Source organism: Aquimarina latercula DSM 2041 (genome assembly GCF_000430645.1).
GTDB lineage: Bacteria > Bacteroidota > Bacteroidia > Flavobacteriales > Flavobacteriaceae > Aquimarina > Aquimarina latercula.
Window position 1 is genome coordinate 13977 of the sequence record NZ_AUMK01000010.1, and the last position, 13949, is coordinate 27925.

The 13949-nt window shown below is 32.2% G+C and carries 10 protein-coding genes; 3 read left to right on the top strand and 7 right to left on the bottom strand.

Translation table 11 applies throughout. The features are described from left to right. Positions 1 to 16: 16 nt before the first annotated feature. From H526_RS0109050 to H526_RS0109065, 4 genes are all read right to left on the bottom strand, one after another. Positions 17 to 463, bottom strand: coding sequence for an LNS2 domain-containing protein (locus tag H526_RS0109050; protein WP_027392709.1), 447 nt, complete (start codon positions 461 to 463; stop codon positions 17 to 19). 65 nt (positions 464 to 528) lie between these two features. Continuing rightward, positions 529 to 1848, bottom strand: coding sequence for a 4Fe-4S dicluster domain-containing protein (locus H526_RS0109055; protein WP_027392710.1), 1320 nt, complete (start codon positions 1846 to 1848; stop codon positions 529 to 531). A gap of 12 nt (positions 1849 to 1860) precedes the next feature. Then, positions 1861 to 2811 (bottom strand): MlaD family protein, encoded by a 951-nt coding sequence (locus H526_RS0109060; protein WP_027392711.1) that lies wholly within the window; start codon positions 2809 to 2811, stop codon positions 1861 to 1863. Between the two features lie 86 nt (positions 2812 to 2897). Continuing rightward, positions 2898 to 4040, bottom strand: coding sequence for an N-acetylmuramoyl-L-alanine amidase family protein (locus H526_RS0109065; RefSeq protein ID WP_027392712.1), 1143 nt, complete (start codon positions 4038 to 4040; stop codon positions 2898 to 2900). A gap of 199 nt (positions 4041 to 4239) precedes the next feature. Between H526_RS0109065 and H526_RS0109070 the strand changes: the two genes are divergently transcribed. From H526_RS0109070 to H526_RS0109080, 3 genes are all read left to right on the top strand, one after another. Continuing rightward, the gene (locus H526_RS0109070; protein ID WP_027392713.1) at positions 4240 to 7020 is read left to right on the top strand and encodes a putative LPS assembly protein LptD; all 2781 of its coding nucleotides are present in this window, start codon (positions 4240 to 4242) and stop codon (positions 7018 to 7020) included. Positions 7021 to 7096: 76 nt separating this feature from the next. Continuing rightward, positions 7097 to 7477: a RidA family protein gene (locus H526_RS0109075; RefSeq protein WP_027392714.1), complete on the top strand. Its 381-nt coding sequence runs from the start codon at positions 7097 to 7099 to the stop codon at positions 7475 to 7477. Positions 7478 to 7542: 65 nt separating this feature from the next. Next, positions 7543 to 8103: a hypothetical protein gene (locus tag H526_RS0109080; protein WP_027392715.1), complete on the top strand. Its 561-nt coding sequence runs from the start codon at positions 7543 to 7545 to the stop codon at positions 8101 to 8103. 1 nt (position 8104) lies between these two features. On the opposite strand, the gene H526_RS0109085 is transcribed toward H526_RS0109080, so the two are convergent. Genes H526_RS0109085 through H526_RS0109095 form a run of 3 tightly spaced genes read right to left on the bottom strand, consistent with a single transcriptional unit; the run spans position 8105 to position 13914 of the window. After that, positions 8105 to 8467, bottom strand: coding sequence for a methylglyoxal synthase (locus H526_RS0109085; protein WP_027392716.1), 363 nt, complete (start codon positions 8465 to 8467; stop codon positions 8105 to 8107). Positions 8468 to 8475: 8 nt separating this feature from the next. Then, positions 8476 to 9462 (bottom strand): 6-phosphofructokinase, encoded by a 987-nt coding sequence (gene pfkA, locus H526_RS0109090; RefSeq protein ID WP_027392717.1) that lies wholly within the window; start codon positions 9460 to 9462, stop codon positions 8476 to 8478. 24 nt (positions 9463 to 9486) lie between these two features. Then, a complete protein-coding gene (locus tag H526_RS0109095; RefSeq protein WP_245591197.1) occupies positions 9487 to 13914 on the bottom strand; it encodes a translocation/assembly module TamB domain-containing protein in 4428 nt (1475 codons plus the stop codon). Positions 13915 to 13949: the final 35 nt, after the last annotated feature.

Consider the following 13949-nt stretch of genomic DNA (forward strand, 5'->3'; position numbering starts at 1 on the left):
TCGAACAAAAACTTATTTAATCGTGTTTACCGTCATCAAAAACTTCGATAGTTACAACTCTCTCTACTAATTCTGTAAATTTACCAGTATAACGAGTTGCTTTTACTAAGTGATTATCTATCCAATGATAATTTCCTCCTCTTGGTTTTCCCATTAAAAGACTATGATAATTGAATCCATGGGTTTTTAACCAAGTTTCAGTAACTTCTCTATGTTCCTCTGTTCTTGATGTAAAGAAGCATATAATATGTCCTTCATCGTACCATTTATTTAATGTAACTAAAGCATCTGGAAATGGTTCACATGTAACCATTCTTTCTGGCTCTTCATTAGGAACATCTTCTGTAATCGTACCATCAATATCAATAAGGTAATTCTTAATACCTTCTGGTAATACTGGACTAATGTGTTCCCCTTCTTCTACCTTATCATGCAATAATTTCTCTACTTCTTCCTTCTTCATAATTTCTAAATTCTCTTAATTTTTAAAAGTTTATGGTTAATAGTTATGGTTAATATTATCAAATTTTATTCTTTATTCCAGTTTAGTCTGTCCATCTGGTTAAATGGCCAAGGAGCTCCGTTATTCTCTATGTTAGACATCATATTATTTAGATCTGTTGGTGCAGCACTTTGCTCCATTACTAAATATCTTCTCATATCTAAAATAATAGACAACGGACTTATACTAACTGGACAAGCTTCTACACAGGCATTACAACTTGTACAAGCCCATAATTCTTCTTGTGTTATATAATCATTTAACAATTGCTTTCCATCATCTACGAAACTACCATTCTTATCTATATTATCTCCCACTTCCTGAAGACGATCTCTGGTATCCATCATTATCTTTCGAGGGGATAACTTCTTGCCTGTCTGGTTTGCAGGACATTCACTGGTACAACGCCCACATTCTGTACAAGTATAAGAATTAAGCAATTGCACCCAATTTAAATCAGTAACGTCAGAAGCCCCAAACTTTTCTGGTTCTCCTTCGGTTTCGTCTTCTGCTGGTGCAGCAAATGGATCAGCATTAGGATCCATCATCAACATTACTTCCTTAGTAACAGATTCTAGGTTATCCATCTGTCCTTTAGGCCTTAAATCTCCGTAATAAGTGTTTGGAAAAGCTAATAGGATATGTAAATGTTTTGAAAAATATAAGTAATTCAAGAATATTAAAATCCCAATAATGTGCATCCACCAAGCGCTACGCTCAAGAATAATTAGTGTTCCTTCCGACATCCCATTAAACAAAGGAGTTATAAACTGACTAACAGGATAAGATCCCGCTTTTATATAGTGTTCAGCTCCTAAATTTTGTAATTGTAAATCGGCAGCATTCATAGTAAGGAATAGTGTCATCAACACAACCTCAAAATAAAGAATAATATTACCATCATTTTTAGGCCAACCTTTTAAGGTTTTAAAACGTCTAATATTAACAATATTTCTTCTTATCCAGAAGATAAACACACTTACCAAAACTAAAAGTGCAAGAATCTCAAAAGAACCAATTAAGAAATCATATAACCCTCCTAAGAATGCAAAAATTCTATGCGTTCCGAAAATACCATCAATAATAATCTCTAGCACTTCGATATTAATAATAACAAAACCTATATATACGACCACGTGTAATATCCCTGCAATAGGTCTTCTTACCATTTTTGATTGCCCAAAAGCAATCATCATCATATTATTAAAACGTTCTTTTTTGTTATCCGTTCGATCTACATCTTTACCCAATCGAATATTTCGAATGACTTTACGAATGTTTTTTGTGAAATATCCAATTCCTGCTATTAAAGCAATTATAAATATGATATTAGGAATATATTGCATCATTTGAAGTAGTTAGTTTATTGAATCTGTAGGCTTTATGTATGGCTTGTTCTTTTTTCCAAAAACCGAAATATTTACATATCTCGTAGGATTTAATCTAAGATCCTGAAGTAGTAATTCTAATTCTTTACTAGCATCCTCTAGATTATTATAAAGCTTATCATCTTTTAATAATTTACCTGCCGTTCCTTTTCCTACTTCTAAATCTTTAGAGATTTTCTCAAAATTAGCCAAAACCCCATCTAGGTCTTTTACTAGTTTACCTATATTAACCTTTGATAATGAATCCAAAAACTGATTAAGATTCGTAGACATTTCATCAAGGTTAGAAAGCGTAGTATTTAATTTTTTTTCATTACCCGATAAAATATTATTTAAAGACCCTGATGCACCTTTAAAGTTTCGAACAGTAACACTAAGATCTGCAAAAATGGAATTTAAATTATTTTTGTTATCAACTGACAAAATTCCATTTACAGAAGTCAATAAAGTATCAGCATCTTTAATAGCAGATTCTAATTTTAACTGCAGCGGAGTTAATTGTTCATTTACTAATTCTAATAAACCAGCTTTAACTCTCCCCGGCAATGTATCTTTGTCCTTTGCTTCTAAACCAGCTTCATATATTGGATTAATTGCCAATGACTTTCCTCCAATTAAATCTCCACCATATACCATGGCTTCGCTGTTTTTAGAAAAAGTAAAATCACTACTAACATTAAATTCCACTACAAGATTTCCTTTAGAGTCAGCAAACTTGATCGAAACTACCTTTCCTACTACCAAACCATTTATAGTAACTGGTGATGAAGGTATCAAACCTTCTACGTTATCATACACAGCATAAAAAGTTCGGTCACTTTCTAAAAGATTTTTACCTTTTAGAAAACTATATCCAAAAATTAAAAGTGCTATAGCAGACAGTGCTAAAATTCCTGTTTTAACTTCGCGAGTAAATTTCAAAATAGCATATGTTTAGGACACAAATTTAGAATAAAAAATATACTTCCAAAGATTATTAACGAACGATTTATTAGTATTTATTTAGATTAGTTCGATGTAGCATCAGTTTTTAAAGCCTCTGTAAGAGGAATTAATTCATTATCCTTAAATGCTACAACGAAACATGAAGCATATCCTTTATCAACAGCTACACCTCTCAACTCCTTGATTAAATTATAATTAGAAGTACTTCCAAAATAATACTTATACAATCCTTCAAACTGAATCTTTGATAATTGATCTAATCCATTAAAGTTTTTCGGCTCAAGTTCTATGTCATTAGATCCTGCTGCTATTTGTACCTTGAACGTTATTCCATCATACATTTTTTGTCCTACAACCTTTGTTATAGAATCGCTATCTACCACTTCCGGAACTTCTGGTTCAGGAGCATCAGGAACATAATATATCGCATCTAGACTCTCTTTATAATCTATAATAGAAGAAATAATAGATTTTGCCATCTCATCCTGACCCTTTCTAGAATTGAGGTATTTACCTTCTTTATTATTGGTAAGAAATCCTAGTTCTATTAACACACTAGGCATATAGGTTTGATGTAAAACAACAAAACCGGCTTGTTTTACTCCTCTACTTTTTCGTTTTAAGCTTTTATTAAATCCATTCTGAACGAAACTAGCCAAAGTAAGACTTTGATCTAGATATTCTTCTTGCATTAAAGTTAATCCTATTATTGATTCTGGAGAATTTGGATCAAACCCATCATAGTTCGCTTCATAATTATCTTCTAATAAAATAACTGAGTTTTCATTTTTAGCAACATTAAAATTCTCATTATTCGCATGTAATCCCAACACAAAAGTCTCAGTTCCATATGCTTGTGAACGGTGAGAATTACAGTGTACGGACACAAATAAATCCGCTTTAGCTTTATTTGCTATTTTCCCTCTTTCATGTAATTCTATAAACTTATCCGTACTTCTGGTATAAACCACTTTAAAACGATCATCTTTCTCTAAGGCCGTACCAACTGCTAAAACTACTTTAAGAGCAATATCTTTTTCCTTGTAACCATTTCCCCTATTTCCAGGATCATGCCCGCCATGCCCGGCATCTAAAACCACCACAAACTTCTCTTTATTACTCTCACTCACAACAGATAATGTAAATGCTGATAGGATAAAAACCGATGCAATTAAAAGTGAACTGTATATTATTTTCTTTTTCATAATTATGCAAAATTATCACTTAGCTTGAAACATTACCAAATTGTTTCCGTATTTAGTATAATAATTCTAAAATCATATGGTTATGACCTTAGAAATTAGAATACAGGTTTCATTTAAAAATAACGTTAGAGCAAAGTATTTGATATAAATATTTATTTTTTTACCAATTACAATCTCTACATAAAAAATATATGTAATTTTGGCACTTCAAAAACTAAGCCATAGTTTTACAAAAATAGGATATAAACCATTGCAAACAACGGTACGTAACATACTTTATTCACTAAGTTTTTCACTATTTTGTATTTGTTATACAACTGCACAAGAGTTCGATAAAACGACCAAAAAACCTATTCCAGCGCAAAAGGATTCTATTTCTTTACCAAAAAAAGGTTCCGAATCTAAAACTGAGTTACTGGAAAACGAAAAAGATCAAGACACAACAAAGAAGGATACCACAGTTGCTCCGCCACAATTATTAACTGATAAGGTCAAATATAAGTCTAAAGACTATATGAGACTAAGCCGTAGAGAAAATAAAATGTATCTCTATAATGAAGCTGAAATTATATATGGCGAAATGCAAATAAACGCAGGACTTATCATAGTAGACAATGCTAAAAATGAAGTGTATGCCTACGGTATTAAAGATTCTGTGGGAGATTATACTCAAACACCTGTTTTTAAACAAGCTCAAAATGTAGTGGAGCCAGATTCTATTAGATTTAATTTTGATACAGAAAAAGCTTTAATATATAATTCCCGAACGAAACAAGGGGAAATGAATGTTAAAGGAGAAGTCTCTAAAAGGGTAAATGACTCTGTAATCTATATGAGTAATGTAAAATTTACAACTGCAGAAGATGTAGATAACGCTGATTACTATTTTTACGCTCGTAGAATAAAACTAGTACCTAAGAAAAAAATTGTCACTGGTTTGGTAAATATGTTTATCGCAGATGTACCAACTCCTCTTGGATTACCATTTGGTTATTTCCCTTTGCAAGATAAAAGAACTTCTGGTTTTATTATCCCTAGTTATGGAGAAGAAAATAACAGAGGATACTTTTTACAAAATGGTGGTTATTACTTTGCAGTAAGTGATTATGCCGATTTAACAATTACAGGGGATTACTATACCAATGGTAGTTATACCCTTCTTACTGAATCCGCATATGCCGTAAGATATCGATATAGAGGAAATCTCCGTTTTAGATTCGAAAATAATTTAACTAGTGAAAGAGGATTCCCTGATTTTGCTCAGAGAACTACTTACAACATACAATGGACTCATTCTCAGGATGCAAAAGCAAATCCTAATTCAAGATTTTCTGCTTCTGTGAATTTTGGTAGTAGTGATTTTTTCCAGCAGTCAACAAATCAACTTAATACTGGTAACTTCTTAAATAATCAACTTAGTTCTTCAATTTCTTATTCGAAAACTTTTCAAGGAGATCCACAAGTAAACCTAAATGTAGCTGCCAATCACAACTCCAATACCAATACGCAAGAAGTGAATTTATCGCTTCCTAATGTAAATGCTAGTGTTTCTAGAATATTTCCTTTTGCTCCAAAAGTAGGTGTTAAGAAAGGAATCATACAAAATATTAATACGCAGTACAACTTTAGAGGAGAAAACAGAATTACTACTACCGATGATGATCTTTTTACAGGAGATATGTTCAACGATGCAAGAATCGGTATGCAGCATTCCATACCTATTAGCACGAACTTTAAAATCTTTAAATACTTAAGTGCCACTATGGGTACAAGTTTTCAGGAAAATTGGGTATTTGAAACTATTGATCAGAGTTATGACCCAGATGCTAACGACGGTGCGGGAGAAGTTGTTAGAGATACCATTGCTGGTTTTGATGCTTATAGAACTTATAATTTTTCAACAAGTTTAGGAACTACTATATATGGAACTTTTAACTTTAAGAAAGATAAGAAAATCCAGGCAATACGTCATACGATGAGACCATCGATTAGTTATAGTATCAATCCGGCTTTTGATCAATTCTATGATGAATATACAATAACCGATGACCCGAATACATTAGATATTGATGAAACAGAAGTAGTTGAATACTCTAGATTCGAAGGTGGGTTCTTCGGTGCCCCAAGTAATACTTTTTCTAGTAGCATTGGCTTTTCTTTAAGCAATAACCTTGAAGCTAAGGTAAAGAGTAAGGATACCACTGATTTAGAACCCCGAAAGGTGGTTTTATTAAATAACTTAAATTTTAGAACCGCATATAATATTGCTGGTGATTCTCTGCAATTGAGCCCACTATCTATTACCGGAAATATTCCTATAATAGAGAACAAACTAGACATTAACTTTAGTGCAGAGTTAGATCCTTATGCATTAGATAACAACAATCGCAAAATAGATGTTTGGAACATTGATAACGGAGGTAGTCTATTTAGATTAACTAGAGCCAGTGCTAATTTTGGGTATTCCTTTTCTAGTAAAGATTTTGAAAAAGGCCAGTCTAATGAAGATCCTTTATCCAATCAAACTTTACAAAATGGTGGACGACCCGATAATTTATTTGGTGGTGGAACAGATTTTAGAGATGACCAGTCAAATCGTCCAACTAATGACAATAAAGAAAAAAGGGATATCAAGAACTATAATTACAAAATCCCTTGGTCCTTACGCCTATCATATACCGTCAATTACAGTAATAACGCTAGGCAAAACGAAATTTCATCACACTCAATTATGTTCTCTGGAGATGTAGAACTAGCTCCTAAATGGTCCGTTGGAGTATCCTCTGGGTATGATCTTAAAAACCCTGGATTCACATATACCAATTTAAGGTTCCAAAGAGACTTAGACAGTTGGAATTTGAGTTTTAATTGGATTCCTTTTAGTGAAAGAACATCATGGAACTTCTTTATAGGTATCAAATCCTCTGTTCTTAGTGATATTAAGTATGATAAAAGACGTGAACCGGACAGACAATTATAAGTTAGTATCTTAAATATGTATACTTAAGTTATACTAGGTTTATAAAATCAAAACAAACAATAACACAACACACATTATGAAAAAAATAATAACTACTACTAATGCTCCTGCTCCGATAGGCCCTTACAGCCAAGCTATTCTTAATGGTAATACACTTTACACTTCCGGTCAAATAGCTATCAATCCTGAAACTGGAGAACTGGTTATGGATGATATTAAAACTGAGGCAAAAATGGTAATGAAAAACCTTAAAGGAATTCTAGATGAAGTAGGTATGACATTTGAACACGTTATAAAAACTACTATTTTCTTAAGTGATATGAATAATTTTTCTCAGGTAAACGAAGTTTATGGAAGCTATTTTAATGAAGATACTGCTCCAGCCAGAGAAACTGTAGCTGTTGCTGCGTTACCAAAATTTGTAAATGTAGAAATTTCGGTAATTGCGGTGAAATAATATCCATTTCAAAAAATATATTAAAAGCTCAAGCAAAATTTGTTTGAGTTTTTTTATTTTTAAATATGACCGATTTCGAAATTACCTCTAATGATGAATTATCTAATCTTATTATAAGAAAAGGTATTAGCTCTTGGGTTCAACTAATCCAATTTATCAAAGATCTCCCCTATGGTCGAAATGCCAATAGAATAGACTCTAAATTGGTTATCTTAGAACAAAAGGGTACTTGTAGTTCTAAACACGCATTATTGAAACGAGTAGCTAATTTAAATGGAAGAAATGATATAGATCTTATTATTGGCATTTATAGAATGAATAGTATAAATACTCCCAATATTGGAAACATCCTTTTAGAAAATAACTTAAACTACATTCCAGAAGCTCACACCTATTTACGGTACAAAAATCAAACTATAGATGCGACATCTAGTATATCGGATTTTTACAAAATCGAAAATGACGTAATAGTTGAAAAAAACATAAAACCTCTTCAAGTAGGAGATTTTAAAATCCATTATCACCAAGAGTATATCAAATCTTGGATTATTGAAGAAGAATTAAATTTTTCATTTGATAAAATCTGGGGAATTAGAGAGCAATGTATCCGAAATTTATCCCAATAATTTATAGCCCCTTTAGTAATAACTGTGCAGTAGCAGGATTTGTAGCCAACGGAACGTCATACACATCGCATAACCTCATCAACATAAAAATATCAGGCTCATGAGGATGTTTTGCCAAAGGGTCTCTAAAGAAAATAACCATATCCACTCTTTTTTCTGCAACACCAGCGGCAATTTGTGCATCACCTCCAAGAGGACCGGATAATAATGCTTCTACATCAAAACCTGCGCGCTTTGCTTTCTCTCCAGTGGTACCCGTAGATATAAGCGATACATTTTTAGATTGTAAGATTTCTTGATGTTCATTCAGAAATTGAACCATTTCTGCTTTTTTACCATCGTGTGCTATAATTGCTATTGTAATCATTGTAATTATACTGAAAGGATATCCGAAATACGAAGGAGTTCTTTATTAATACTATGATCTTCTTTTAATCCTTCATCAAAATTAGTTGCCACTATCTTATTATTAAGCACCCCAACCATTACGTTTTGTTCTCCATCCAACAACAACTCCACTGCTTTAACACAAAGTCTACTAGCTAAAGTTCTATCGAAACAAGAGGGAGAACCTCCTCGCTGCATATGCCCCAAAACCGTAACCCTTACATCGTAATCTGGCATGTTTTCCGTTACATAATCTGCAAGTTCATACACATTTTTTCCGATCTTATCACCTTCACAAACTACTACAATACTTGAAGATTTTCCGGATCTTTTACTTCTTTTTAATGATTCTAGCATTCTATCCAACCCTAAATTTTCTTCAGGGATTAGGATTTCTTCTGCTCCAGCTCCTACTCCACTATTTAACGCTATAAAACCTGCATCCCGTCCCATTACTTCAATAAAAAATAATCGATCATGCGAACTTGCTGTATCTCTAATTTTATCGATCGCATCAACTACAGTATTTAATGCCGTATCATATCCTATTGTAAAGTTAGTTCCTGCAATATCATTATCAATAGTTCCTGGAACTCCGATAACAGGTATATCGTGTTCTTCGCTAAAAATCTTTCCTCCTTTAAAAGTTCCATCTCCTCCTATCAATATCATTGCATCCACACCCGCTTTTTTAAGATTATCAGCTGCTTTTTTTCTTCCTTCGGGTGTTTTAAATTCTGCGGAGCGAGCAGATTTAAGAATGGTTCCTCCCGTACTGATAATATTACGAACACTTCGAGCATTCATCTCACAATAATCATTTTCTATCATTCCTTGATAGCCTCTATAAAAACCAATACATTTTACATTATAATAGGAGCAAGCACGAGCTACTGCTCTAATAGCAGCATTCATTCCAGGAGAATCTCCTCCTGATGTCATTACCCCAATAGTTTTAATTTGTTTAGCCATTTATTGTGTATAAATTAGATCCGATTACTTGTTCTTATCTGTAAAATTAATAAATTCTGGTTTCTCTATATCAATAGTATCTTTTGTTTTTTGAGACAAAGAATCCTTTACTTTTTTAGACTTAAACACCTTATCCCATAGTTCTCCAAAATTATTAAAATCTACTGAATAAGAAAGTCCCAATCCTTGTTTATAACCTTGGGATTCTCCTATGTACTGAATTTCATTTTGTCGATTGAATATCTTTCCTTTTAAAGTTCCATCTTCATTAAAAAGGTATTCTACTTCTACATCACCCGTTACTACTGATTCACTTACACCACCAATTGGAACCCCTACTCTTCCATTGATTAATATTCTATTATTAATCTGAGTAGAAACTGTAACTCCGAATTGATCAGCAGCCTCTTGATCGACATTTCTATTTCCTTGAACATAATTTACACCCACTGTAAATTTATCATCATCTCCAGAAAAGATACCATTTACCAGTCCAGCTGCACGTTCTACCAAATTCCCTGTAATAAAGGTTGGATCTAAGTTTCCACTATAAAATTGTCCTTGTGTTACTAAGGACAGTGCTTGTAATTCTTTTGTCGCTTGATCTTCTAATTGATATTCTAACTCACTTTTTGCAACGGAACTTAAATTAGGCAATTCTATATTAAAATTAAGATCAGGTTGTATTAATTCTCCATTAAGATCTACTACTACCTCTACTGGTATTTTACGATTAATGGTTGCATTCTCTAATAGCACCGCTGGATTTGCTTCCGTTTTATATACTGCACTAAGATTAAGTTTAGCTCGTGTTGGGCTACCATCCCAGTTTATACTACCTCCAGATCTTACAGTAAAATCTTTACCAACTAAAGCTCCATATCTAAAATTATAACTTCCTTCATAAGCCACAAAATCCCCCCACATATTAAACTTTCCATTTGTATTAATTTCTATAAGTAAGGTTCCGGCTCCTCTCCCCTTTAAAGAACTTCCTGTTTTTTTATCGACAACAACTTCTACTAATGCATTATTATTAACATCAAGATCAAAATTAAGTTCTAAACCTTTTATCTCTTCTAATATAATTTCTTTCCCGGCTAAACGTGCTTGTTTTTCTTCTGGGCTCAAGAAATGAATATATGAGTTATCCCCGATCGATTCGGATTCATTTAAGGGTATTTTAAATATCGTTCCCTCTTCTGTAGTTGCATTCACATTAATGACCAAACCATCCGTAGGACCTTCAATGGTTGCGTCTCCACTGATAAAACCAGTTCCGTAATACAAAGATTCTTCATCCTCTTCGGTATCCAAAACCAACAATCGCTCACTTGCATTTAACGTAAGACCCAAATCCCATTTAGAAAAACGTTGATGACCAATATACCCTCCTAAGACACCTTTGGTTTTATATTTAGTATCTGTAATAGAGACATCATCAAAATTAAAACGTTGCTTACTGAGTACAATTCTAGAATCATCATCAAAATCAAGATCAACATTTAAATACGGTACTTTTAAACCTGCTTCGTTAAGCCTTAGTAAACCATCAATCGATGGATTCACATAATCCCCAGTAACCTTAGCACTACCACTTACGAAACCTCTAAGATCAGATATTACAATTCCTCCTAATTGACTAAACCCAGACATATTGAATCGCTCTAAATCTACATCTATATTCATATCCGGATCCTTACCAGAAACATCAATTGATCCTATTGCAGAAAGTATTTTTACATTTTCTTCATTTACCAACCTCGTATTTACAGTAAACTCGGTCAACGATTCGTTTCCAGAAGCATTCATTCGGAGTTCCCCTAATTTTGAATCATTTACTGCTAACTTATCAATTATTACAGTAGAACTTGGAAAATACACTCCTTTGTCTTGAAACACCTTAAGATCGCCATCTACTACTCCTGATAGCTTTAAATTTTCTATATAAGGCGTAATTTTATTAAGATCTACATCTTTAAAAGTAGCTTTAATATCCTTATTATCCTTACCGGTAACAGTTCCAGAAACATTTATCTCCTCCCCTTCGTGACTTAACCGAATAGCTCTAATGTCTATATTCTGAAAATTATTATCAAAAATTATTTTATTACTACTTTTACTCTTATTTCGATTAGCATACCAAGTATATCCCTTAAAGGTAAAATCAGATTTCTTAAATCCTAAAACCGAATTATTATCTTCATTTATAGTATGATAAAATTCTAAGTTATAATCATCTACATTATTTTCACCTCCTTTAAATTCTGAGCGCATAAACAATGTATCATTAAGTGTTACATTAATCAAACTAAACTTAGATACATCATAATACTTCGTATCTATACTATCGATAGCTACATAAGTGTTAAATAATGGGTTTTTATTATCTACCTGAATATCCACTTCTTTCATTAAATTATCAAACGCCTTAATAGATGGTGACTTAAATGTTAATTTAAATTCGGAATCATTACTTTCTACTTTTCCTTTTATCGAGGTATTTGGAGCAAATTCAATTTCCGGAAAAAAGACATCTACAATTTTATTATAAATTTTAAAATTGAATTCCATAAATTCATTGTCCGTAATCTCTGTAGGTTCAAAATTAGCATATAGACTTCCTATAGAATTTCTAAATAAGTCATATACATTTTCAAATCTAAATATCCCTTTTACATTACCTTCTATAATATCAGGACTATTTACGGTAATTGTTCGTACATTCTTATCATCAAAACTTGAAGTAATATCAAAATCATCAAAGTAATAACTAGCATTTTGATTTTTATATAATGTCTTCTCAAATGAAATGGTACCAAAAGCATCGTTAATACCCGTTCCTTTCATTTTCATTTTTACATCTCCGTTGAAAACAGAAATACTATCTCTGGTAAAAAAGTTCAAGCGATGTAAATCTATATGATCCACATTGGCAGTAAAATCATAATTATTAATTTCCTTAGATATATCCGCTACACCATTAAAACTAAACTTCATATTTGGATCGTCGGAAACTAATTTTCCGTCGAAAACAGGATCTTTTAGGTTCCCAAATACATTCAAATCGGTATATGTATACCCGTTAAATTCGAATTTCCTGATATCTCCTTCTAATTTAGTATCAAGATTATCTAATGTAAAACCTCTTCCGTCTACATGTATATCAAATGCTGCATTTCCAAGATTTTTCTTACTTAATAATTGACCTACATTAAAATTATTAGAAATTACATTTCCATTATAAGTGGCGTTTTTTACATTATCTAGATCACCTAATAAAACAAAAACATTAATTTTTCCTAACTGAGAAAAGAAGTCCATATCGACATCAACATCTTTAATCGTTACTATTGTTTGACCCACACCTTTTACACTTCCTAATTGATAAAGTTGCTTTGGTAATGATTCTCCCAAGATGTTAGGCAATAAATTGACCAAGTCATAATAGTTCGTAGTCAAATTCTTTAGATCACCATCTAATCTAAACTTAGAAACATTTGTTACCGCATTTCTAATTCTAATATCTCCTTGAATGATCGACCGATCTAATCCTGAAATATCTGAATCTAGTATTTCGAAATCGTTTAGCGTACCCTTTAGTTTGGTGTTTTTTAAAATCAAATCTTCGTCATTACCAAACTCCTTATAAAAAGGTATTAAATCATTCGTAGAAACAGTAGCCTTATCAAAATTAGCAGTAATATTAACGCTGTTTTCAAAATCAACCAATCCACCACGTTCATATGAGAATACTATCTCTCCCTCTACTTTAGAATCAATAGTTTCCAATAATAACTCTCGAAAACGCATTTCTGTAGGAGTAATGGAAAAACCCGTTTTTAAATTAGAAACATTTAATCCTCTATGATCTTTAAATGACAACAAATCTGTGGTTATATAAAAATCTTCTCCGTCAACTTTCAAACTTTCTGCATCTAATAAAATATCCCTTATCACAACTATTCTTGGAGAACTAAGATTTTCATCAATGTAACTATATTTACTATTCTCCATAGTCACATTTCCTGTAGTGAGTAAAAACTTAGTATTAGATGTGGAAGTCTTACCTGTATTAAATTTTCTAATAAAAGTCATAAGGTTGTCGCTACGCTCACCTTTATACATTTTCATTCTAAAGGTTAAATCATCAATAGAAACACTTCCTAATTCCGGTTGTCCTTTGGAAATCTCTCTTATATTCAGAATTGAAGTGGCGATATTTTTAGCATATATTAATGTATCCTTATGATGATCTTTTACAAAAACTTCTTTTAAATTTACATCTCCTGAATAAGTCAAACCTACTCTACCCACATTGATATCTACATCATACTCATCATTAAGATAATTAGTGATTTTTTTACCTAAAAAAGTTTGAACTGCAGGAATGGAAAATAGTATCACTAATAGCACAAATAGCGAAATAAGGATAAGGAATATCCTTTTCAATATTTTCCCGAATTTTTTGATACGTTTTATTGTTT